The organism is Rhodococcus sp. LMD (assembly GCF_056108245.1).
Genome location: NZ_CM148557.1, coordinates 1,040,583 through 1,063,353 on the forward strand (window position 1 = coordinate 1,040,583; position 22,771 = coordinate 1,063,353).

General features: G+C 70.1%; 19 protein-coding genes. 9 read left to right on the forward strand and 10 right to left on the reverse strand.

The annotated features are described in order from the left end of the window. The first annotated feature begins 119 nt into the window (after window positions 1–119). The 3 genes from ACWPQI_RS04830 to ACWPQI_RS04840 all read left to right on the forward strand — a co-directional run bounded on the left by ACWPQI_RS04830 (window position 120) and on the right by ACWPQI_RS04840 (window position 3,038). Entirely contained in the window at window positions 120–1,121 is a 1,002-nt protein-coding gene (locus ACWPQI_RS04830; RefSeq protein ID WP_225222242.1) for an alpha/beta hydrolase, read from the forward strand. Further along, window positions 1,114–1,992, forward strand: a complete 879-nt coding sequence (locus ACWPQI_RS04835) for an oxidoreductase (RefSeq protein ID WP_048772385.1) — start codon at window positions 1,114–1,116, stop codon at window positions 1,990–1,992. The genes ACWPQI_RS04830 and ACWPQI_RS04835 overlap by 8 nt, the downstream gene beginning before the upstream one ends. 176 nt (window positions 1,993–2,168) lie before the next feature. After that, window positions 2,169–3,038: an oxidoreductase gene (locus tag ACWPQI_RS04840; protein ID WP_026137799.1), complete on the forward strand. Its 870-nt coding sequence runs from the start codon at window positions 2,169–2,171 to the stop codon at window positions 3,036–3,038. 10 nt (window positions 3,039–3,048) lie between these two features. Here ACWPQI_RS04840 and ACWPQI_RS04845 read toward each other — a convergent pair whose 3' ends face one another. From ACWPQI_RS04845 to gvpJ, 4 genes are all read right to left on the reverse strand, one after another. Next, the gene (locus ACWPQI_RS04845) at window positions 3,049–4,119 is read right to left on the reverse strand and encodes a potassium channel family protein (RefSeq protein ID WP_010593935.1); all 1,071 of its coding nucleotides are present in this window, start codon (window positions 4,117–4,119) and stop codon (window positions 3,049–3,051) included. Window positions 4,120–4,217: 98 nt separating this feature from the next. Next, window positions 4,218–4,856 (reverse strand): potassium channel family protein, encoded by a 639-nt coding sequence (locus ACWPQI_RS04850; RefSeq protein ID WP_017680871.1) that lies wholly within the window; start codon window positions 4,854–4,856, stop codon window positions 4,218–4,220. A gap of 19 nt (window positions 4,857–4,875) precedes the next feature. Next, window positions 4,876–6,252, reverse strand: coding sequence for a TrkH family potassium uptake protein (locus ACWPQI_RS04855; RefSeq protein ID WP_048772382.1), 1,377 nt, complete (start codon window positions 6,250–6,252; stop codon window positions 4,876–4,878). Between the two features lie 105 nt (window positions 6,253–6,357). After that, the gene (gvpJ, locus tag ACWPQI_RS04860; RefSeq protein ID WP_010593938.1) at window positions 6,358–6,765 is read right to left on the reverse strand and encodes a gas vesicle protein GvpJ; all 408 of its coding nucleotides are present in this window, start codon (window positions 6,763–6,765) and stop codon (window positions 6,358–6,360) included. A 361-nt stretch (window positions 6,766–7,126) separates the two neighbouring features. Between gvpJ and ACWPQI_RS04865 the strand changes: the two genes are divergently transcribed. Continuing rightward, window positions 7,127–8,512 (forward strand): wax ester/triacylglycerol synthase family O-acyltransferase, encoded by a 1,386-nt coding sequence (locus ACWPQI_RS04865; protein WP_461874850.1) that lies wholly within the window; start codon window positions 7,127–7,129, stop codon window positions 8,510–8,512. On the opposite strand, the gene ACWPQI_RS04870 is transcribed toward ACWPQI_RS04865, so the two are convergent. From ACWPQI_RS04870 to ACWPQI_RS04880, 3 genes are read right to left on the reverse strand one after another with little or no spacing between them, the layout of a single operon-like run. Continuing rightward, window positions 8,472–10,787 (reverse strand): DEAD/DEAH box helicase, encoded by a 2,316-nt coding sequence (locus ACWPQI_RS04870; protein WP_304433591.1) that lies wholly within the window; start codon window positions 10,785–10,787, stop codon window positions 8,472–8,474. The two genes, ACWPQI_RS04865 and ACWPQI_RS04870, sit on opposite strands and share 41 nt — an antisense overlap. A 42-nt stretch (window positions 10,788–10,829) precedes the next feature. Beyond that, the gene (locus ACWPQI_RS04875; RefSeq protein ID WP_010593941.1) at window positions 10,830–11,252 is read right to left on the reverse strand and encodes an organic hydroperoxide resistance protein; all 423 of its coding nucleotides are present in this window, start codon (window positions 11,250–11,252) and stop codon (window positions 10,830–10,832) included. A 25-nt stretch (window positions 11,253–11,277) separates the two neighbouring features. Beyond that, window positions 11,278–11,736, reverse strand: a complete 459-nt coding sequence (locus tag ACWPQI_RS04880; protein WP_040274127.1) for a MarR family winged helix-turn-helix transcriptional regulator — start codon at window positions 11,734–11,736, stop codon at window positions 11,278–11,280. A 149-nt stretch (window positions 11,737–11,885) separates the two neighbouring features. Between ACWPQI_RS04880 and ACWPQI_RS04885 the strand changes: the two genes are divergently transcribed. Beyond that, entirely contained in the window at window positions 11,886–14,312 is a 2,427-nt protein-coding gene (locus ACWPQI_RS04885; protein WP_026137798.1) for an ATP-dependent Clp protease ATP-binding subunit, read from the forward strand. A gap of 67 nt (window positions 14,313–14,379) precedes the next feature. Here ACWPQI_RS04885 and ACWPQI_RS04890 read toward each other — a convergent pair whose 3' ends face one another. Together ACWPQI_RS04890 and treS are read right to left on the reverse strand one after the other, a co-directional pair. Then, window positions 14,380–15,777, reverse strand: coding sequence for a maltokinase N-terminal cap-like domain-containing protein (locus ACWPQI_RS04890; RefSeq protein WP_029539994.1), 1,398 nt, complete (start codon window positions 15,775–15,777; stop codon window positions 14,380–14,382). Beyond that, entirely contained in the window at window positions 15,774–17,495 is a 1,722-nt protein-coding gene (gene treS / locus ACWPQI_RS04895; RefSeq protein ID WP_010593946.1) for a maltose alpha-D-glucosyltransferase, read from the reverse strand. Before treS ends, ACWPQI_RS04890 begins: the two co-directional genes overlap by 4 nt. Before the next feature lie 600 nt (window positions 17,496–18,095). Here treS and ACWPQI_RS04900 point away from each other — a divergent pair. Together ACWPQI_RS04900 and ACWPQI_RS04905 are read left to right on the forward strand one after the other, a co-directional pair. Then, entirely contained in the window at window positions 18,096–19,178 is a 1,083-nt protein-coding gene (locus ACWPQI_RS04900; protein ID WP_010593947.1) for a 3-deoxy-7-phosphoheptulonate synthase, read from the forward strand. An 88-nt stretch (window positions 19,179–19,266) separates the two neighbouring features. Continuing rightward, on the forward strand, window positions 19,267–20,148 hold the full coding sequence (locus ACWPQI_RS04905) for a glycosyltransferase family 2 protein (RefSeq protein ID WP_010593948.1): 882 nt from the start codon (window positions 19,267–19,269) through the stop codon (window positions 20,146–20,148). A gap of 59 nt (window positions 20,149–20,207) precedes the next feature. Here ACWPQI_RS04905 and thpD read toward each other — a convergent pair whose 3' ends face one another. Beyond that, window positions 20,208–21,095, reverse strand: a complete 888-nt coding sequence (gene thpD / locus ACWPQI_RS04910) for an ectoine hydroxylase (RefSeq protein WP_059174883.1) — start codon at window positions 21,093–21,095, stop codon at window positions 20,208–20,210. A 168-nt stretch (window positions 21,096–21,263) separates the two neighbouring features. Here thpD and ACWPQI_RS04915 point away from each other — a divergent pair, with 168 nt between their 5' ends. Both ACWPQI_RS04915 and ACWPQI_RS04920 read left to right on the forward strand, forming a co-directional pair. Continuing rightward, window positions 21,264–22,307 carry a zinc-binding dehydrogenase gene (locus ACWPQI_RS04915; RefSeq protein ID WP_432793800.1) on the forward strand — a complete coding sequence of 348 codons (1,044 nt, stop codon included), beginning with the start codon at window positions 21,264–21,266 and terminating at the stop codon, window positions 22,305–22,307. 30 nt (window positions 22,308–22,337) lie between these two features. Beyond that, window positions 22,338–22,763: a VOC family protein gene (locus tag ACWPQI_RS04920; protein WP_029539995.1), complete on the forward strand. Its 426-nt coding sequence runs from the start codon at window positions 22,338–22,340 to the stop codon at window positions 22,761–22,763. Window positions 22,764–22,771: the final 8 nt, after the last annotated feature.

Below are 22,771 nucleotides of genomic sequence, written 5' to 3' on the forward strand. Positions count from 1 at the left end.
TTCGGTTCGGCTTTGCTCGATAACGATTATGTGCAAGCCTCGTACGGGCCGACGTGGACCTCTACCGTGTTGTTGCGTAACTGTCGGGGCCCCAGTTGTTGTTGATACATGATGTGCTGATGGAGCCTGGTGTGACTCATACTTCCAGAACCAAGGCCGGACCTCGGGGGGCTCGGGCGCTCGTCCGATTCCTGATCGCGGCGCTCGTGCTACCGCTCGCCGTGGCCTTCGCCGGCGCGGGCACCGCGTCGGCGGACCCGTACTCCCGCCTGCGGGAGCACTGGGTGCCCGCGCCGGGCGGTGTCGGCCAGATCAAGGTCCGTATCTGGCTGGCGAACAACGGCAGCAACAAGGCCATGTATCTGCTCGACGGTCTGCGCGCCACCGACGACGTGAGCGGGTGGGAGCACGAGACGAACGCCGCGTGGCTGTCCGACCACGGCGTCAACGTCGTGATGCCGGTGGGCGGCCAGTCCAGCTTCTACACGGACTGGTATGCGCCGAGCAACCTCAACGGTCAGCGTTACACCTACAAGTGGGAGTCCTTCCTCACCGAGAACCTGCCGGACTTCCTCGCCGGTACGTACGGCATCGACCGGTCCAGCAACGCCGTCGTGGGTCTGTCGATGGGCGGCAACGCGGCGCTGATTCTCGCGGCCTATCACCGGGACCAGTTCCGGTTCGCCGGCTCGATGTCCGGTTACCTGAACCTGTCCGCGCCGGGCATGCGTGAGGCGATCCGCCTGGCGATGCTCGACTCCGGTGGCTACAACGCCGACTCGATGTGGGGCCCGCCGTGGAACTCGGCGTGGCTGCGCAACGATCCGTTCGTCGCCGCGCCCAGCATGCGGGGGCTGCCGATGTGGATCTCCGCGGGCAGCGGCCTGCCCGGCCAGCACGATCGGCCGAACTCCGCGATCGGCGTGTTCAACACGGGCAACGCGATGGGACTCGAGGCGCTCGCCCTGGCGCAGAACCGCGCGTTCCAGGTGCGGTTGGCGACGTTGGGCATCAACTCCGCCCACTTCGATTTCCCGGCCGCCGGTACCCACACGTGGGGCTACTGGCAGGACCAGCTGTGGGCGATGCTGCCCATGATGAAGTCCTCCATCGGTGCCTGAACGGTTCTCCCCGCCGGCACCGGGCGTCCTGCAGGGCCGCGCCTTCGTGGTGACCGGGGCGAACAGTGGCCTCGGTGAGGCCACCGCCCGGGCCCTCGGCGCCGCCGGTGCCGACGTGGTGCTTGCGTGCCGGAACGTCGCCCGAGGTGAAGCGGTCGCGGCGGAGATCGGTCCCCGTGCGCAGGTGCGACGGCTCGATCTCGCCGACCTGGCGTCGGTGCGGGAGTTCGCGGCGGGCATCGAGACCGCCGACGTGCTCGTCAACAACGCGGGCGTGATGGCCGTGCCGCTGAGCCGCACGGCGGACGGTTTCGAGATGCAGATGGGCACCAACCACCTCGGGCACTTCGCGCTGACCGGGCTGCTGCTCGATCGGCTCACCGATCGGGTGGTGACGGTCTCGAGCACGAGTCACCGGTTCGGCCGGATCCACCTCGACGACCTGAACTGGGAGCGCCGGCGGCACTACAGCCGTTCCCTGGCGTACGCGGAGTCCAAGCTGGCGAACCTGATGTTCAGCCTCGAACTCGGCCGGCGGCTGGCGGCCGCCGGCTCGCCGCTGAAGGCCGTGGCCGCGCACCCGGGGTACGCGGCCACCGAGGTCGGCACGCACACCGGGACGTGGTTCGACCAGCTGTTCCGACTCGGGAAGAAGGTGCTCGGACGCACCCCCGCCGAGGGTGCGGAATCCGTCGTGGTCGCCGCCACCGATCCGGAGGTGACCGGCGGCTACATCGGACCGGACCGCTTCTTCGAGTTGTACGGCCCGCCGACCGTGGCCGCCTACAGCCGACACGCCGCGGATCCGGAGACCGCCCGGCGACTGTGGGAGCTGTCGGAGCAGCTCACGGGCGTGCGGTTCGACCTGTAGCGAACGCGCCTGTAGCGAACGGCGCCGGCCTGCGGCGTCGACGGGGACGCCGTGATGTCGTGACCCGTCGGGGTGGAAGGTCACGGTCCCGGGGGCGCCGCGCTGCGTCCGGCCGGGGCGCCGACCCGGGACGCGTTCCTTCCCCCGCGTAGTCCGCTCACCGTAGGGTGGCCGACATGACGGCTTGGACCACACGCGACATCCCGAAGCAGGACGGCCGCACCTTCGTGGTGACCGGCGCGAACAGCGGGCTGGGCGCGGTGGCCGCCCGTGCCCTCGGGGCCGCGGGGGCGCGGGTGGTGCTGGCGTGCCGGAACGTGGCCGCGGGCGAGGCCGTCGCCCGGGAGATCGGGCCCGCCGCGCAGGTCCGGCGCCTCGATCTGGCCGACCTGGCGTCGGTGCGGGAGTTCGCAGCGGGTATCGACGAGGTCGACGTGCTGGTCAACAACGCAGGTGTGATGGCGGTGCCGCTGCGTCGCACCGTCGACGGATTCGAGATGCAGATCGGGACCAACCACCTCGGCCACTTCGCCCTCACCGACCTGCTCCTCGACCGCGTCACGGACCGCGTGGTGACGATGTCGAGCACCATGCACCGGATCGGTCGCATCGACCTCGACGACCTGAACTGGGTGTACCGCCGCTACGACCGGTGGCTGGCGTACGGGCAGTCGAAGCTGGCCAACCTGCTGTTCACCCAGGAGCTGCAGCGCAGGCTCACCGAGCGGCGGTCCGCGGTCGTGGCGGTGGCCGCCCACCCGGGGTACTCGTCGACGAACCTGCAGTCGCACACCGAGTCGATCCAGGACCTGTTCCTGGGCGTGGCGAACAAGCTGGTGGGGCAGTCCGCCCAGACCGGCGCGCTACCACTGCTGTATGCGGCCACCGCGCCCGGCGTCGAACCCGGCGGGTACTACGGGCCGGGCGGACTGTTCGAGATGCGCGGCAGTCCCGAGCGTGTCGAATCCAACTCCCGCTCGCACGACGAGGCTGTCGCCCGTGGGCTCTGGGAGCTGTCGGCGAAGCTGTGCGCGCCCGCCGGATAGCGGCAGCACGTCAGTCCGAGACGCGCCGGATGTAGAGCAACCGGTCGCCGGTCATGACCGTCTCCACCTCCGGGGACCCGACACGCAGCAGGCGGCCGTTGCGTTCGATGCCCAGGACGATATCCGGCAGGTGCCGCGGTGAGTCGCCGACCTCGTCGGCTTCGACGTCGCGTTCGGCGATCGCGAAGCCTTCCTCCGGAGTGAGCAGATCCTCGATCATTTCCACGACGTTCGGGGTGATGGTGGCGGCTCCGAGCAACCGGCCCGCCGTCTCGGACGAGATCACCACCGTGTCGGCGCCCGACTGGCGCAGCAGGTGGGTGTTCTCCGATTCGCGGATGGCCACGACGATCTTGGCGGCGGGGGCGAGTTCGCGGGCGGTGAGGGTGACGAGTACAGCGGAGTCGTCGCGGTTGGCGGCGACGACGATCGAGTTGCAGTGCGGCACCCCGGCCAGACGCAGCACATCCGATTTGGTCGCCGAGCCCTGCACGGTGACCAGGCCCCGGCCGTTGGCGGCGTCGAGCACCACCGGGTCGGTGTCGACGACGACGATGTCCGAGGGCGCGGCGCCGTCGCCGAGCATCGCATCGACCGCGGTGCGGCCCTTGGTGCCGTAGCCGACGACCACAGTGTGGTTGCGCACCCCGTGTCGCCAGCGTTGGATGCGGAAGGTTTGCCGGGAACTCTCGGTCAGGGCGGAGAGGGTGGTGCCGACCAGGATGATGAGGAAGAAGATCCGAAGCGGGGTGATGACCAGGACGTTGACCAGACGGGCCGCGGGCGTGATGGGAGTGATGTCGCCGTAGCCGGTGGTCGAGAGCGATACTGTCGCGTAGTAGATGCAGTCCAGCAGCGACAGCTCGTTGTCCTGGTTGTCGGAGTAGCCGTCGCGGTCCAGGTAGACGACGAGCACCACCAGGGTCAGGGCGATCAGGGCGTACCCGATTCGGCGCACGATCGCGCGGCCCGGACTGGTCTGCAACTGCGGCACCCGCAGGATGCCCACCAGTGTGAAATCGGGTCGCTCGGTCAGGGTGTCGGAGCGGCTGAACCGGGCCCGGAGCGTGCTACCGGGCACGGCCGGCTTCGTTCGGTGCCGCGGCCCGGCCGGGGGCCCGGGGGCGCCTGGTGCGCTGTCGGAGACATCGTCAGCAGCCTACGTCGTTCCGACGGCCGTCAGGTCAGTTCGCTGAAGCGCTCGGTGTTGCGGACCTGGCCGGAGACGATGATGGTGTCGCCCGGAGCGAGCACGGTGTCGGCGGTGGCGTAGGTGAAGCCTTCGCCGGGGCGTTTGATCGCCACGACGGTGACACCGAAATCGGAGCGGACGGCGGTGTCGCCGAGACGCCGGCCGATCGCGAATGCGGGCGGGGTGGTCTTGACCATCGCGAAACCGTCGTCGAACTCGATGTAGTCCATCATCCGGCCGCGGACCAGGTGGGCGACGCGCTTGCCCATGTCGTGTTCGGGCCGGACGACGTGGTGCACGCCGATCTGGCTGAGGATCTTCGCGTGCGCGTTGCTGATGGCCTTGGCCCACACGTTCGGCACCGCCATGTTGATCAACGCCGAGGCCGTCAGCAGGCTGGCCTCGAGGTCGGAACCGATGCCCACGACGGCGCGCCCGTACTCGTGCACCGACAGTTGCCGCAGCGATTCCTCGTCGGTGGTGTCGGCGACCACGGCATGGGTGAGGCGGTGGGCGACCTTCTGCACGACCGCCTCGCTCGAGTCGATGCCGAGCACTTCCGTGCCCTGGGCCATCAACTCCAGCGCCAGTGATTTGCCGAAGCGGCCGAGTCCGAGCACGACCACGACGTCGGAGGCAGGTTTCCTAGCCAATGAAGGGCCTTTCGGTGGGAAGTTCGTAGCGCCGTCCGCGTTCGCGGGCGGCGAGGGCGCTGACCAGGGTGATCGAGCCGATCCGGCCGAGGTACATCAGCAGTACCAGGACGAGCTGTCCCCAGGCCGGAAGCTGAGCGGTGATTCCCGTGGACAGCCCGACCGTGGCGAACGCGGAGGTGACCTCGAACAGCAGCACGTCGAGATCGAATCCGGTGCCGGCGAGCAGGACGATGGTCGGCACCGCCACCAGACCGACGCCGATCAACGCTACCGACAGCGCCTGGCGCTGCACCCGGGTGTCGATGCGCCGGTCGAACACGGTCACCGAACGCTCACCACGGGCCTCGGCCGCGATGACGAACAGCAGCAGCACGAAGGTGGTCACCTTGATCCCGCCTGCGGTGCCGCCGCTGCCGCCGCCGATGAACATCAGCACGTCGGTCACGAGCAGCGTCGCGTCGTCCACCTGCGCGTAGTCGACGCTGTTGAACCCGGCCGTGCGGGGCATGACGCCCTGGAATGTGGCGACGAGCAATTTCTGGCCGAAGTGGTAGTGCTGCAGGGTGCGGGTCCATTCGAGGATCAGCACGAGCGCCGGTCCCACCACCAGCAGCACCGCGGTGACGGTCACGGTCAGCCGGGTGTGCAGGCTCCATCGAGTGCTGCGGCCCCGTAGGTGCCGGGTCACTTCGAACAGGACCGGGAACCCGATTCCGCCGAGGATCACCGCGGCCATGAGCGGCACGCAGATCCAGGGATCTTCGGCGAAGCCGATCATGTTGTCGCTGTAGAGGGCGAAGCCGGCGTTGTTGAACGCCGAGACGGAGTGGAACACCCCCAGCCACACCGCCCGCAGGGGTGGTTCCTCGTAGCCGAGCGCGAACCGCGCTGCGAGCGCCACCGCAGTGACCGCTTCGATGAGCACGCTCATCCGCACGACGCCGACGACGACCGAGCGGACGTCGCCGAGTCCGGATGCACGCGCCTCGGCGGCGGTGTTCAGTCGGGCCTTGAGGCCGATCCGGTTCGCGAGCAGCAGGCCCACGAGCGAAGCCATGGTCATGATCCCGAACCCCCCGGCCTGGATCAGGGCGAGGATGACGCCCTGGCCGAAACCGGACCAGTGGGTGGGCGTGTCGACGACGACCAGCCCGGTCAGGCACATCGCCGAGGTGGCGGTGAACAGGGCGTCGACGACGGAGGCCGTGGCGTCGGGCCGGCGCGCCGCGGGGGTGAGGAGCGCGGCCGTGCCGACGGCGATCGCCGCGGCGAAGCTCAGCGCCACGACCCTGACCGGGGTCAGGGTCGCCCGCGCTGCCAGTCGCCGCAGCAGGGACGGCGCGGATGCGCCGGCGGGTGTTCTCACCCGGAGGAGACTAGACCCGCTCCGGGTCGCCGGGGAACCGGGTAGAGATGACCGGAATTCGGGCTCCCGCCGTCGGCTCGTGCCACCGGCCGCCGCCGACGAACGTCACCCGTCCCGGGACCGGCGTGGCGCCGCCTCGCGTTCGTCCTGACCGCCGGCGAGCAGGCCGCTGACCCGTTCGCCCGCGGAGTCCAGGGCACCTCTCGTCTTGTGCGCGGCGGCCTTCTCGGTGAGTTTCCCGGCCGGGCCGCCGACGATGTCCGTCAGGCCTTTCGGCTCGGTGGTGGAGATCTCGAGCCTGTTGACCGCCTCGGCGAAACGCAGGTAGGTGTCCACGCTCGCCACCACCACCCGGGCGTCGATGGTGATGATCTCGATGCCCACGAGCGAGACGCGGACGAATGCGTCGATGACGAGGCCCTTGTCGAGAATGGTGTCGATGACGTCGGCGAGGCCGGACGAGTTCGGCCTCGCCATCGTGCCGCCGCCTCCGCCTCCGGATTGGATGGTCATGATCCGCGCTCCTTGCTGTCGCTCGGCGGTTCGCGTGCCGCCGGCCGCGCGGGGAGAGCACTCGTGGGGCGGTGCGCGTACAAGGGCTATAGCCGCGCACCCCCCGGTCGAAACCCGCCCGTCGACGGAAGCGCGGTCAAAGTCGAGCAAAACAGATACCGTTCGACCGGTTTGTTGATAGCGTCGTCGCAGGCCGGATCCGGGAGCCCGGCCTCGACGTCTCCGCGTCGTCCGGGATTGGACGAGGGGTAGTCCGGGACGATGCGGAGACGTCACGGCGTCCGGCGCAGCACGTGCGCCTCTTGTGCGGAGATGGCAGGGTTACCGCACACGCGGGACGTTTCGGCGCCACGATGGGGGAATGCAGGTGATGAGCCTTCCCGAGGCGCTGTTCGTACTGCTCGAAACTCCGTCGCGTCCACTGCACCTCGGTGCTCTCGTATTGTTCGAACCGCCGCCGGAGGCCGGGGGCGATCACGCCCGCCGCATGTACGAGATCCTGCTCACCCACGACGAGGTGGCGGACCCGCTACGGCGGCGTCCCGTCCGGACCCTGCGCGGAGCCGGTTACCCGTTGTGGTCGCGTCCCGAGAACGTCGACCTGGGATTCCACGTGCGCCACACCGCCGTTCCCGGCTCGGGTTCGATGACCGACCTGCTGGCCCTCGTCTCCCGGATCCACGGGTCCCCACTCGACCCGCTCCGCCCGATGTGGGAGGTATACGTCATCGAGGGACTCGACGACGGGCGCACCGCGATGTACGCGAAGATCCATCTGTCCCTCGCCGACGGTCCGGCCGGCCTGCGCCTGCTGCACCGGAGCATGTCCACCGACCCCGAGGCCCGCGACTGTCCCGCCCCGTGGAGCCCGGAGGTGGTCGCCCCCCGGGCTCGGCTGTCGACACTGCCCACGTCGTGGCTGCGCGCCGGACTGCGGGCGGGCACGGAAGTGTTCGCGATGACCCCGGAGATCGGCAGGCTGGTCACCGACGGCGTGCGCCGGCACCGGGTGGCGCTGCCGTGGCAGACACCGCCCACGATCTTCAACGTCGCGGTGGGCCGGGGCCGGACCTTCGCGGCGCGTTCCTGGCAGATCGAGCGGCTCCACGCGGTCGCGACCGCGTCCGGCACCACGATCGACGCCGTCGCGCTCACGATGTGCGCCGGCGGCTTGCGCGCCTATCTGTCCGAGCGGTACGCGCTCCCGGAGTCACCGCTGACCGCGATGCTCCCGGTGCCGATGAACCTCGGTGGGGCCGCGGTCGGTCCCGGCGGTCGTGAGCCCGGCGTGGGAGCGATGGTGATCGGCCTGGCCACCGACGAACCCGATCCCGCGGTGCGGCTCGCCCGGATCGCCGACTCGCTCGTCCACACCGACCGGGTGGTCACCGCGCTCAGCGGAACCCAGTTCCTGATGCTCAGCGCGCTGTCGCTGAGCCCGCTCGCGCTCGAGCCGGTGCGGCGGTTCGTCGACGAGATCCCGCCGCCGTTCAACGTGCTGATCTCGTATCTTCCCGGGCCCGCGCGCACCCGTTACTGGAACGGTGCGCGGCTGACCGGCATCTACCCCGTGCCTGCGGTGCTGAACGGACAGGCGCTGAGCATCACCCTCACGGGGAACGACGGCCGGCTCGATCTCGGGGTGGTCGGCGACCGTCATGCCGTGCCCGCCCTCGACCGGCTGGTCGAACTCCTCGAGGGCGCACTCAGCGAACTGGAGAGCGCTGTGGGTACCCGGCCGCGGTGAAGCCGGCGGGCTCGACGGGGTGCCCGCCCCTGCCGATCTGCCCGAGCAGGTCCAGGGTGCGCAGATAGCGACGGACGAGATCGCCGGCCGACAGATCCGACTCCGCGGCCTCGCGCAGGGCCGCGGGCACCCCGTCGCCCCGGGCCCACCGGTGGATCGCCCGCATCGCCACCGGATCCGGTTCGGGGCCCGCGGGCAGGCCGTGCCGGCGCTCGGCGTCCGACACCTCCCGCCACAGCCGGACCGTCGCGCGGTAGGCGGCGTCGACGCCGGCCGTGAGGGCCCCGCCGCCGGGAGCCGGACGGCGCGCTTCGCCGAGCACGCTCGACACGACGGCGGCCAGCTCCGCCGGATCCAGGCCCGCCCACACGCCGGTCCGCAGACACTCGGCGACGAGAAGGTCGCTGCCGCAATAGATCCGGCCCAGGATCCGGCCGTGGTCGGTGACCACCGCCTCGCCGGAATACGGATCGGACAGCAGGTATCCGCGTTCGTCGAGCAGGCCGAGGACTCGGTCGAATGTGCCCACCAGCCGACCGGTGGCGGCGGCGACCTGTCCGCGCAGCACCTCGGTGTCGGCGGCCAGTGCCCGCCGGCGCTCGGCGACGGCGATCAGGCGTTCCCGATCGGGGTACCGGTGACCGGGGTGCGAACGCACGGCCCGCGCGAGCGCGGTCACCGCGTCGGCGGTTCCGGTGGTACGCGCGACGGCCAACCGCTCCCGCAACTGCTGGTACTCGGCGAAACCCTCGGCGTCCCCGAGTTCGGCGTCGAGCAGACGCAGCGTCGCGGCGTTCGTCGTCGCGGCGGAGGCGAGCGCGGCCACCGAATGCTCCGCCTGGAACTGGGCGAAGGACCGTCCGAGCAGGTCCCGGGCTCCGGCGACCCCGAGCCTGTCGACGAGGTTGACGGCCGTGTTGTAGCCCACCCGCAGCGAGCTGTTCAGCGGATAGGTGCGGGTGGAGGCGAGTCCGGCGACGGTGGCCGGCTGCACCTCCGGACTCCACAGCACGACCGCGTGACCCTCCCGGTCGACGCCGCGACGACCGGCCCGTCCCGTCAACTGGGTGTACTCGCCGGCGGTGAGCCGGACCGGTCCGGCGGCGGTGTGCTTGACGAGGCGTTCGAGCACGACGGTCCGGGCAGGCATGTTGACGCCCACGGCGAGGGTCTCCGTGGCGAAGACGATCCGGACGAGGCCGAGGCCGAACAGTTCCTCCACGGCGTGCCGGAAGACCGGCACCATGCCCGCGTGGTGGGCGGCGAAGCCACGCTCGAGTCCGTCGAGCCAGTCGGCGAATCCGAGCGCATCGAGGTCGGCGGGGGAGACCCCGGCCGTGTGCCGATCGACGATGCGGCGGATGCGGGTGACGTCGGCGGCCTCGGTGAGCCGCAACGACGAACGCAGGCATTCGGCGACGGCCTCGTCGCAGCCGCTGCGGCTGAAGCGGAACCAGATCGCCGGCAGCAGCGACTCGGCTTCGAGCCGCGCCACGAGTTCGGGCCGGTCGACGCCGGCCGGGCCGGGTGTGGCGGAGCGGCGACGCCGGCGCCGGGACGGAACCGCGGGGGCGGCGTCGACGAGCTGGCGGTGCGCGACGTACCGCACGAGATTCTCGTCGATCGCCCCGGTGGTGGGGGAGAACAGGTCGAACAGCCGTCCACCGGCGAGCACGTGCTGGTGCAGCGGCACCGGCCGGGTCTCCTCGACGACGACGGTGGTCGCTCCGCGGACGAGGCCCAGCCACGCGCCGAACTCCTCGGCGTTGCTGACCGTCGCCGACAGGCTCACCAGCCGCACGGGGGCGGGGAGGTAGAGGATGGCCTCCTCCCACACCGCCCCGCGTTCACGGTCGGCGAGGAAGTGCACCTCGTCCATCACGACGTGGGTGAGCCCGTCGAGCAGGGGCGAGCGGCCGTGCAGCATGCTGCGCAGCACCTCGGTGGTCATCACCACGACGGGTGCGTGCGGGTCGAGGGAGACGTCGCCCGTGAGCAGCCCCACCTGCTCGTCCCCGAGCCGCGCGACCAGATCGGCGTACTTCTGGTTGCTCAGGGCCTTGATCGGGGTGGTGTAGAAGCACTTGCCGCCTGCGGCGCGCGCGAGGTGGACGGCGAACTCGCCGACGACCGTCTTGCCGGCTCCGGTGGGAGCGCACACGAGCACGTCCCGATCCTCGTCGAGGGCGCGGCAGGCGCGGACCTGGAAGTCGTCGAGGGTGAATCCGAGTCCCGCGGTGAACTGCGCGAGCCGCGGCCCGTCCTGCCTGCACACGCACTCCACGCTACGCGCGCCCGACGGTGGGCCGCGCGGGTGTCAGTCCTCGGTGACCTCGAGCTCGACCTCGATGTTGCCGCGGGTGGCGTTCGAGTACGGGCACACTTGGTGGGCCTTGTCGGTCAGTTCGAGGGCCTGGGCGCGCGGCACGTGGGGGAGGGACACCTCGAGGGTGACCTTCAGGCCGAAGCCGCCGCCGTCGGTGCGGCCGATGCCCACGCGTGCCCCGACCGCCGAGTCGGCGACGTCGGCCTTGTCCTGCCGGGCGACGAGCTGCAGCGCCGAGTGGAAGCACGCCGCGTACCCGGCGGCAAAGAGCTGTTCGGGGTTGGTGCCCTTGCCGTCGCCACCCATCTCGGTGGGGACGGACAGGTTCACGTCGACCTTGCCGTCCGAGGTGCGGGCGCGGCCGTTGCGGCCCTCCCCGGTGGCGAGGGCTTCGGCGGTGTAGAGCACGTGCATGTGTTTCTCCTGTCGGTGGTGTGGGTCAGTCGGCCCGGCGGTGTGTGTCGTCGGTGATGCCGTGCAGGGCGGCGGTCAGGCGGTGGAGCGTGTCGCGCAGGCCGGCGAGTTCGCCGGTGTCGAGACCGATGGCGCAGGCCAGCCGCGCCGGAATGTCCTCTGCCTGTGAGCGCAGCGCGCTCCCGGCGTCGGTGAGGTGGATGCGCACGCGGCGCTCGTCCGTGCTCTGCCGGCGGCGTTCGACGAGACCGGCGGCCTCGAGCCGCTTGAGGAGCGGCGAGAGGGTGCCGGTGTCGAGGTGCAGGGCGTCGCACAGCTCGCGCACCCCGCGACCGTCGCGTTCCCACAGGGCCAGCAGCACGAGGTACTGCGGGTAGGTGACGCCGAGCCGGTCGAGCATGCCGCGGTAGGCGGCGGTGGTGGCCCGGGAGGCGGAGTAGAGCGCGAAGCAGACCTGCCGGTCGAGCGCGAGATCATCGGACACGAGAAATAAAGTAGCGCACCGCTATGTTGTGCACAACTGAAATCGGCGGGGCTCCGACGTGACGCACCTCACGCTCCGAGTGGAATTGACAGGCGGCCCGCCACGTTAGTTGAGTGAGAAAGACTCAAGTCCGAGAGAAAGGCTTCGGAATGCCGGCATTCTTCGGGCCTGGTGGCCCTGGGCGTATCGACATCACCCGCTACCTGAGCCGTGGCACCCAGGAACTCATGGCCGCCGCGGCCCGATTCGCCGCCGAACGCGGTGACACGGACCTCGACGCGCTCCACGTCCTGCACGTGATGGCGGAGCAGGACCCGGTCCGGTCGGTCATGACCCGCGCCGGAGCCGATCCCGCCGAGGTCCTGGCTGCGGTGGAGCAGCGACTCCCGCAGGAACAGGGCCGCAGCGCGGTCACCGCACCCGCCCTCACCGGCGCGATCAAGACGGTGCTGCTCGAGGCGCACCAGCTCACCCGTGCCCTCGGCGCGACCTACATCGAACCGCAGCATCTGTTCGTGGCTCTCGCCGCCGACCAGGAGCACGGGGTCGGGGGCCTGCTCGTCTCGGCCGGGATCACCGCGCAGTCGCTCCAGGCCGCGCTGCAACCCGGTGCGGCGACCGAGGCGACGCAGGAGCAGTCCGCCACCCCCACCCTGGACAAGTTCGGTGTCGACCTGACCGAGCGGGCCCGCGGCGGCGGCATCGACCCCGTCATCGGCCGTGCCGACGAAATCGAGCAGACCGTCGAGATCCTCTCCCGCCGCACCAAGAACAACCCGGTGCTGGTCGGCGAGGCCGGGGTCGGCAAGACCGCGATCGTCGAGGGCCTCGCCCAGCGCGTCGTCGACGGCGACGTCCCGGACAGCCTGCGCGGCAAGCGGATCGTGCAGCTCGACCTGACCGGCATGGTCGCCGGTACGCGGTACCGCGGCGACTTCGAGGAGCGGCTGACCAAGGTGCTCGACGAGATCACCGCGCACTCGGACGAGCTGATCGTCTTCGTCGACGAAATCCACACCGTCGTCGGCGCGGGCGGCGGCAACGAGGGCGCGATGGATGCCGGAAACATCCTCAAGCCCAAGCTCGCCCGCGGGGAACTGCACATCGTCGGCGCCACCACGCTCGACGAGTACCGCAAGCACATCGAGAAGGATCCGGCGCTCGAGCGGCGCTTCCAGCCCGTCACCGTCGGCGAACCCGGCCACGACGACGCGGTCGCGATCCTGCGCGGCCTCCGGGACCGGTACGCCGAACACCACGGCGTGCGATACACCGACGACGCGCTCGACGCCGCCGTCGACCTGTCGGTGCGGTACCTGCCGGACCGGCACCTGCCGGACAAGGCGATCGACCTGATCGACCAGGCCGGTGCCCGGCTGCGGCTGCGCAGCCCGCGCGTCGACGAGACGGCGCTGCGCGAGCAGCTGTCCCGGCTCGAAGCCGACAAGGACCGTGCCGTCGCCGAGGAACGCTACGAGCAGGCCTCGCGACTGCGCGACCAGATCACCGAGGTGCAGGCCCGTCTCGACGCCGGGGCGCCCGCCGACACCGAGGTGCCCGAGGTGACCGCCGAACTGATCGCCGAGGTCGTCTCCCGCGCCACCGGCATCCCCGCGACGCGGATGACCCAGGCCGAGAAGGAGCGGCTGCGCGGCCTCGAGGACGAACTGCACCGGCGGGTCGTCGGGCAGGACGAAGCCGTCCGGGCCGTGGCCCGGGCCGTGCGACGCAGCCGCGCCGGCATGAGCGACCCGCACCGGCCGGTCGGCAGCTTCCTGTTCCTCGGACCCACCGGCGTGGGCAAGACCGAGCTGGCGAAGGCGCTGGCGGAGGTGCTGTTCGGCGACGAACGCAAGATGCTGCGGGTGGACATGAGCGAGTTCGGCGAGCGGCACACCGTCAGCCGTCTCGTGGGAGCGCCCCCCGGCTACGTCGGCTACGGCGAAGCCGGCCAGCTCACCGAGCAGGTGCGGCGCAACCCCTACTCGGTGGTGCTGCTCGACGAGATCGAGAAGGCGCACCCGGACGTGTTCAACACCCTGCTGCAGGTGCTCGACGACGGCCGGCTCACCGACGGTCAGGGACGCACGGTCGACTTCACCAACACGGTGGTGATCATGACCAGCAACCTCGGCTCGGACATCATCTCGAGCCGCGGCGGGGCGCTGGGCTTCAGCACCGGCGATGCCGAGGCGGCGGAGAAGCCGCTGCGGGACCGGGTGATGGGCCGGCTGCGCGAGTCGATGCGGCCCGAGTTCCTCAACCGCATCGACGAGATCGTGATCTTCCGCAAGCTCGACACCGAGCAGCTGCACCGGATCACCGATCTGCTGCTGAACGACAGCCGCAAGCGTCTGCAGGCCAAGGGCATCGAGGTCGAGTTCACCGAGGCCGCCGTCGACTGGATCGCCGAGCACGGGCATCAGCCCGAGTTCGGGGCGCGGCCGCTGCGCCGGTCCATCCAGCGCGCGGTGGACGACCGCATCGCCGATCTGCTGCTCGACGACGTGCTCGTCGAGGGCGGTCAGATCCGCGTCGACGTGGCCGACGACGAGCTCGAGCTCTCGGTGGGCTAGACACCGGCACGCGAAGCGCGGGCGGTGACCGGCATCCGGTCACCGCCCGTCCGCGTCTGCGGCCACGTCAGCCGGCCTGCGTCATCCGGCGAATCGCGTTCAGGGGCAAACGGATCCATTGGGGACGGTGACGGGCCTCGTACACGACCTCGTACACGGCCTTGTCCAGCTCGTACGCGCGCAGCAGCGCGGCGAACTCGCGCGGATCCACGCCGGACTCGCTCGCGTAACCGTCACAGAACGCCGCGGAGTTGCGCTGTGCCCATTCCTGCGCCCGGAACTCGCGCTGCGCGGCAGCGGCCTCCGACGTCGCATCGTGCAGGGAGTGGTGGGCCGCGTAGTCGAACGAGCGGAGCATCCCCGCGACGTCGCGCAGGGCGCTGTCCGGTTCCCGACGTTCGTCGAGGGACTTGGCGGGCTCGCCCTCGAAATCGATGAGCAGCCAGTGCTCGGGGGTGCGCAGCACCTGCCCGAGGTGCAGGTCCCCGTGGATCCGCTGGACCGTCGTCGTGCCGGTGGCCGCAGCCTCCGCGAACCGCGCCCGCACCCCCGGGGCGATCTCCGCCAGTTCGGGTACGACGGCGCCGGCGGCATCCAGGCGGCGCAGCATCCCGTCGACGATGTCGCCCACGGCTCGCTGGGACGTCCCGAGGGACTGCGCCAGCAGCGCGTGCACCTCGGCCACCGCGGCGCCCATCCGCTGCGATTCCCCGGCGAAATCCGTGCCCACCTCGTCCGCCCGCAGGTCCGCCTCGAGCAGCAGGTCCCGCACACTGCCCAGCGCCATCGACCAGCCGTCGGCGGAGTTGGCGGCGAAGTCCTGCACCATCGCCAGGGTCGTGCGCACCCCACCGATCTCGGCGTCGATCCACGCCCGCACCGGGGCCACCGACCGGCAGCCCGCCGCCCCGAGCGCGAGATGCAGCTCCACATCCGGGTTGACCCCCGGAGTGATCCGGCGGAACAGCTTGAGCAGCAACTGCTCGCCGAGCACGACGGAGGTGTTGGACTGCTCGGCGCTGAGCGCCCGCCCCCGCAGACCCTCCTCGATGACCGTGCCGGGCACGGTGTGCAACTCGACCGGGCCGTACACCTGCCCGGTGGCGATCGAGTGCGCGTACAGGTCGATGATCTCCTGATCGCGCAGGCCGTCGTAGGCGTGGGTGCGATCGTCGCCGCTGCCGTCGGGCCGCGGCAGCGCCCAGGGCGCCAGCTCGTCGGGCAGGTGGAGGCGGTAGCCGAGCGGCACCTGATAGATCTGCTCGTCGCCGGACTCGAACTCGACGGTCACCAGCAGGTGGTCCGCCCCGAATGCGGGAGTGTCGGTGAGGTGTTCCCGCAGCTTGATGCGTACGGCGGCGACGGTCCGGCCCTTGGCGGCGAACCAGCGCTGGTGGGGGAGCCACTCGGCCAGCAGGGCCTCGAGCTCCGCGTCGGAATAATGCTGCACGTGTGGCTCCGTCATGGCTGTACCGCCGCCTCGGCCTCGCTGCTCACCGGATGTTCGCCGACGCCTTCCTTCGTCGGATCCGGTTGCAGCGCAAACCAGTAGAAGCCGTGACCGGGCAGGGTGACCATGTACCCCTCCTCCGTGATCGGTGGGAACGGGACGGAACCGGTGAGCTCCACCGGAATCCACCCCGCGAACCGCGACAGGTCCAGGATGACGGCCTGCGGATACCGGGACAGATTGTTCACGCACAGGATGACGTCGCTGTAGTTGCGGTCCGGTCCGAGCGGCATCTCCCGCAGGTAGGACAGGACGGCCGGGTTGGCGCTGCCGAGTTCGGTGAACGCGGCCTTGCCGAACGCCGGATGTTGCTTGCGGACCTGGATCATCCGCCGCGTCCAGTGCAGCAGGGTGTTCGTCGAGTTCATCTGCCGCTCGACGTTCACGGACTGGTAACCGTAGGTCGGATCCATGATCGTCGGCAGGTACAACCGCGCGGGATCCGCTCGCGAGAAGCCCGCGTTGCGGTCCGGGGTCCACTGCATCGGCGTGCGCACCGCGTCGCGGTCACCGAGCCAGATGTTGTCGCCCATCCCGATCTCGTCGCCGTAGTAGAGCACCGGCGACCCGGGCAGGCTCAACAGCAGCGCCGTGAACAGTTCGAGCTGGTTGCGGTCGTTCTCGAGCAGCGGCGCCAGCCGGCGGCGGATACCGATGTTCGCCCGCATCCGCGGGTCGGTCACGTACTCGGCGTACATGTAGTCACGTTCTTCGTCCGTGACCATCTCGAGGGTCAGCTCGTCGTGGTTGCGCAGGAAGATGCCCCACTGCGCACTGCTCGGGATCGGCGGTGTCTGGGCGAGGATCTCGGAGATCGGGAACCGGTTCTGGCGACGCACCGCCATGAAGATGCGCGGCATGAGCGGGAAGTGGAAGGCCATGTGGCACTCGTCGCCGACCTCCGGTTCGCCGAAGTACTCCACCACGTCGCTGGGCCACTGGTTCGCCTCGGCGAGCAGCACGCGGCCCGGGTACTCCGCGTCGATCACCGCGCGGCACTTCTTCAGGAACGCGTGCGTCTCGGGCAGGTTCTCGCAGTTGGTGCCTTCGCGTTCGAACAGGTAGGGCACCGCATCGAGCCGGAACCCGTCGATACCCAGGTCGAGCCAGAAGCGCAGGACGTCGATCATCGCGTCCTGCACCTCGGGATTGTCGTAGTTCAGGTCCGGCTGATGCGAGAAGAAGCGGTGCCAGTAGTACTGCTTGCGCACCGGATCCCATGTCCAGTTCGACGATTCGGTGTCGACGAAGATGATGCGCGCATCCGGGTAACGCTCGTCGGTGTCGGACCACACGTAGAAGTCGCCGTACGGGCCCTCCGGGTCGGTCCTCGACTCCTGGAACCACGCGTGCGTGTCCGACGTGTGGTTCATGACCAGATCGGTGATGACCCGGATGCCGCGCTTGTGCGCCTCGTCGAGAAACAGGACGAAGTCGTCGACCGTGCCGAACTCCGGCAGCACCGCCCGGAAGTCCCGGATGTCGTACCCGCCGTCGCGCAGGGGGGAGTCGTAGAACGGGGGCAGCCAGATGCAGTCGGCGCCCAGCCAGGCGATGTAGTCGAGCTTCTCGGTCAGCCCGCGCAGATCACCCGTCCCGTCGTGGTTCGAGTCGTTGAACGCGCGCACCAGGACCTCGTAGAACACCGCGGTCTTGAACCAGTCCGGATCCACCGCGAGATTTCTGGCATGGGAGAAGTCCTCGGACTGGGCCTCGACCAGGTGTCCGTCGGCGGTGTGTTCCGGTCCTGTCCCCCGAGCGTTCTCGTCGGGTGGATTCGCTCCGGGCGGGCTGACGCCCAGGGATGGGGCGGCAGTTCCGCCGTCCAGGTCTGGCATGGCACCTCCGTGCTCGTCGCTTCGCGGGACAGACTCTCCAAGGGTGCCCCGGTTCGCGCGTTTCCACACCCGAAGCGGCCGACTATCGACCGTTGTCGTGGTGTTGCGTTCCGTCCGGATTCCGGCTGCGCACCGATGTCGGAACCCGAACCTGATCGGCGTGCCGAAGGGGTGCGTGCCCGCCCCCCGTGCGCGGTTTCGGTAGCCCCCGCTACCGAAACCGCGCACGGGGGGCGCCGTGGCGCGGGGGAGGGCGGCCTGTTACGGTGGTCCGCATGCAGCGCGCATATTTCTGGTTTAGCAGGCCGGCCCGGGGTGGGTCGGTCGGCGTAACCGCGCGCTGACTTCTTCCACCTACGAGCCGGACACGGACCGGCTCGCTGGAATCACCGAAGGTTCAGCCAGGGTCGGCCCGGGAACAGGAACCGAACCCCGATGACCACCAGCACCTCCATCTCCACCGCGAATCTCGACGAACAGCGGACCGTGCGGATCAGCCCGCTCGTCGCTCCGGCCGTCGTCCGCGGCGAACACGCCCCCGACGAGGTCGCCGCCGCGACCGTGCGCTCGGGCCGCGCCGACACCGTGGCGATCCTCGACGGCACCGACGACCGCCTGCTCGTCGTGGTCGGGCCGTGCTCGGTGCACGATCCCGCCGCCGCGATGGACTACGCGCGACGTCTCGCCGCGAAGGCCGACGAGCTGCGTGACGACCTGCACGTGGTGATGCGGGTGTACTTCGAGAAGCCGCGCACCACCCTCGGGTGGAAGGGCCTGCTCAACGACCCGCATCTCGACGGCACCTACGACATCAACACCGGACTGCGCATCGGCCGCAAACTGCTGCTCGACGTCTCCGGCCTCGGTCTGCCCGTGGGGTGCGAGTTCCTCGATCCGATCCTGCCGCAGTACTACGCGGACCTGGTGACCTACGGCGCGATCGGTGCCCGCACCGCGGCCAGCCAGGTGCACCGGCAGCTGTGCAGCGCGCTGTCCATGCCGGTGGGCATCAAGAACTCCACCGAGGGTGACGTGCAGGTGGCCGTCGACGGCACCCGCGCCGCCGCCGCGAGTCACGTGTTCCCCGGCACCGACCTCGACGGCCAGGCCGCCCTCATCGAGACCGTCGGCAACCCGGACTGCCACGTCATCCTGCGTGGCGGCTCCGCGGGCCCGAACTACGATGCCGAGACCGTCGCGGACACGATGGCCCGCCTGCGCAAGGCCGGTCTGCCCGAACGCGTCGTGATCGACGCCAGCCACGGCAACAGCAGCAAGGACCACGAAAAGCAGGTCGACGTCGTCACCGACATCGCCGAGCGGCTCGAGGCCGGCGAGCAGGGCATCGCCGGAGTCATGCTGGAGAGCTTCCTCGAGGCCGGCCGGCAGGACCTCACGCTCGGCCGGGCGGACGAGCTCGAGTACGGCAAGTCCATCACCGATGCGTGCCTCGACTGGGCGACCACCTCCGCCCAGCTCGATCGGCTGGCCGACGCCGTGCGCCGCCGTCGCTCCTGAGGGTGCGGGAACCGTGTCGGGGTGTCCCGCCACGGTTCCTGCCTTCGGCGTTCCGAGGCACGCGGACGGTCGCGGTAGCGTCGGAGGCATGCATCAGCACACGCTGTCGGTGGTCGTGCCGGCGTACAACGAGGAACAGTACATCGGTCAGTGTCTTGCGGCCCTGCTGGAGCAGGAGGCGGATATCCACGAAATCGCGGTGGTGGACAACAACTCGACGGACAGGACGGGCGAGATCGTCGATGCGATTGCCGAGCGGTCTCCGATCGTCCGCCGGATCTTCGAGCCCCGCCCAGGTGTCGCATTCGCTCGAAATGCCGGGTTCGACTGGGCGACAGGAGATCTTCTCGGCAGGATCGATGCCGACACGCGGGTCCGTCCCGGATGGGCCCACACGATCCTCGACTTCTTCGCGCGTGCAGACACCGCGAGCGTCGGAGCCGTCAGTGGACTCAGCAACTCCTACGACTCGCCGTACCGGGAGCTCAAGCGCCGGTATATCGAGCAGCGCGTGCGCAAGGGGTTCTTCGGCGGTGAGCGCCGAATCGACAATCTGCACGGTGCCAACATGGCCGTGCGCCGGTCGGCGTGGCAGCGCGTCCGCGACGCGGTCAGCACGGATGCCGGGATCCACGAAGACCTCGACCTGGCCTTGTGCCTGCGTGAGGCCGACATCGAGATCGCCCAGCTCTCCGACTTGTTCGTCGACATCTCCCCCCGGCGTGCGCTGACGCCGCCGCGGGAGTACACCAAGTACATCCGCTCCGGAACCGCCACGTTCGAACTGCACGGCCGGATGAATCCGGTGCTTCGCCGGATTCTGAGGGCGCACTGGGCGTTCCACGTGCTCGTGTATCTAGCCTATCGGCCCTACGATCCGGAGCAGGGCCGATTCACGCTCACCCGGCTGCTGCGCACACCGCGTGCCCGCACGCTGCCGATCGACGTGGCGGACACCGTCCGCGTATGAGTCCTGCGATGCGGGGGTCCGCCCGACTCGTCCCGGGCGCACCCCCGCATCCGTTCGTGTCAGCGCAGCGGCGTGAAGTCGCGGCTGCCGAGGTAGTCGGGGCGCGGCTTCGGTGCCGAGAACGGCTCGCCGAGCGTGTTCTCGACGCTGTTGAACACCACGAACAGGTTCGACCGGGGGAACGGGGTGATGTTGCCGTTCGAGCCGTGCATGCAGTTCGAGTCGAACACCGTCGCGGAACCGGCCGAGCCGGTGAACGTGGCGATGCCGTGCTCGGCGGCCATCGAGGTCAGCGTGTCCTCGTCGGGTGAACCCGTGGGCGGGACGTGCGTGACCAGCGACTGCTGGTAGTAGTCGTCGGGCGTCGTGCCGGCGCACGAGACGAAGGTCCGGTGCGAACCGGGCATGATCATCAAACCGCCGTTGTAACCGTAGTTCTCGGTCAGCGCGACCGAGATGCTCAGCGCCCGCGGCCGCGGCATGCCGTCCTCGGCGTGCCAGGTCTCGAAGTCCGAGTGCCAGTAGAACGGTCCGCCGCGGAATCCCGGCTTGACGTTCAGCCTCGACTGGTGGATGTAGACCTCCGAGCCGAGGAGCTGGCGGGCGATCCCGGCGATCTCCGGTCGCCGGATGATCTCGCCGACGGTGTCGGAGAGGCGGTGCACGTCGAACACGGAGCGCACGTCCCCGCTGCCGGCCTCCCGCACGACCCGATTGTCGTCGGCCAGCTCCCGGCCCAGACGTGCTGTCTCGTCGAGCAGATTTCCGACGTCGTGCGCCGGCAGGAGCGCGTCCACGGTGTGGAACCCGCGCCGGTCGTACTCGGCGACGGCCGACGCGTCCAGCGGCCCCGCGGCTGATCCCCACACCACCGGATCCGGCCGGGACACGCTCACGCACTTCGTGCGGTTCCGGGTCGGGTAGGCGTCGATGACGGCCGTCTGCATTGTTGCGAATCACCCTCTCGAAGTCGATGACGGTTCTCCTCGACGCTCTCACTCACCGTCGGCGGATGCAACCCGTCGCGGAGATCCGCAGCACGAACATGCGCACTCGCGCATGCGGCGGGAGTAGGGTCGCCCCTGGCTGCCGCCGCACAACAGGATGAGGGGACCATGACCGGGACGATGCGCGCCGCGCGCTTTCATGCCGACACCGGAACCAATGTGCTGGAAGATGTTCCGATTCCGTCGCCGGACCCCGGCGAGGTGCTCGTGAAGGTGGCGTTCTGCGGGATCTGCCACTCGGATCTGAGCCTGCTGGACGGTACGTTCCCGGCCCTGCTGCCCGTGGTCACCCAGGGGCACGAAGCCGCCGGGACCATCGCCGCCGTCGGGGACGGCGTGACGGGCTGGGCGGTCGGGGACCGCGTCGTCCCCGCCGCGGGCCGACCGTGCCTGCAGTGCCGCTTCTGCCGGCGGGGCGACCTGACCAACTGCCCGAACATCCAGCTGATGGCGTTCGCGTACGACGGGGCGTGGGCCGAGTACACCGTCGCCCAGGCGGGCGGTCTCACCCGCGTGCCCGACAACGTCCCGCTCGAGCAGGCGGCGATTCTCGCCGACGCGGTGTCGACCCCGTTCGGTGCGGTCGTGCGCACCGGCCAGGTCGCGGTGGGCGAGGCCGTCGGCGTGTGGGGAGTCGGCGGGGTGGGCACCCACATCGTGCAGCTCGCCCGGCTGGTCGGCGCCGTGCCGATCCTCGCGTTCGACATCAACCCCGCGGTGCGGGAGCGGGCCCTCGAACTCGGCGCCGACCACGTGTTCGATTCCCGCGACCCGGACCTGGTCCGGAAGGTCGCCGAGGCGACGGGCGGGAAGATGCTCGACGTGGCCTTCGACTCTGCGGGCCTGAAGGTCACCTTCGACCAGGCCCTGCAGTGCGTCATGACGGGTGGCCGCGTGGTGGTGGTGGGGCTGAGCGGGCAGGAGGCCTCCCTCGGCCCCACGGCCACGTTCGGCCTGTCGCGCAAGCACGTCATGGGCCACCTCGGGTACAAGAACGTCGACATCGAGACGCTCGCGGCACTCGTCTCCCGCGGGCGCCTGGACATCTCCCGCTCCGTCAGCGAGATCGTCCCGCTCGAGAACATCGCCGAGGGCATCGCGAAGCTGCGCGACCACGTCGGGGATCCGATCCGGATCCTCGTACAGCCCTGACGTGTCGGGGTGCCGTCGTACCGTCACCGCATGGGTTACGGATTCCAGGTGACGGTCGATTCGAGCAGCCCGCACACGCTGGCGAAATGGTGGGCGGCGGCGCTGGGCTGGCGGGTGGAGCCGAGCAACGAGGACTTCATCCGCGGCCTGGTCGCGGCCGGGCACGCCCGGGAGGAGGACACCGAGATCTTCGAGGGCGTCCTCGTGTGGAAGGCGGGCGCCGCGATCTCCGATCCCGAGGTGCCCGCGCGTCCGCGCGTGCTGTTCCAGCTGGTGCCCGAAGGCAAGACGGTGAAGAACCGGCTGCACTTCGACATCCGGGCGGGGGAGGACCGCGAGGCGCTGGCCGGCCGGCTCGCCGAGGCGGGCGCGACCGTCCTGCACCGGGGCCGGCAGGGGCCGAACGAGTGGATCACGATGTCCGATCCGGAGGGCAACGAGTTCTGCGTCGCGTGAACCGGCGA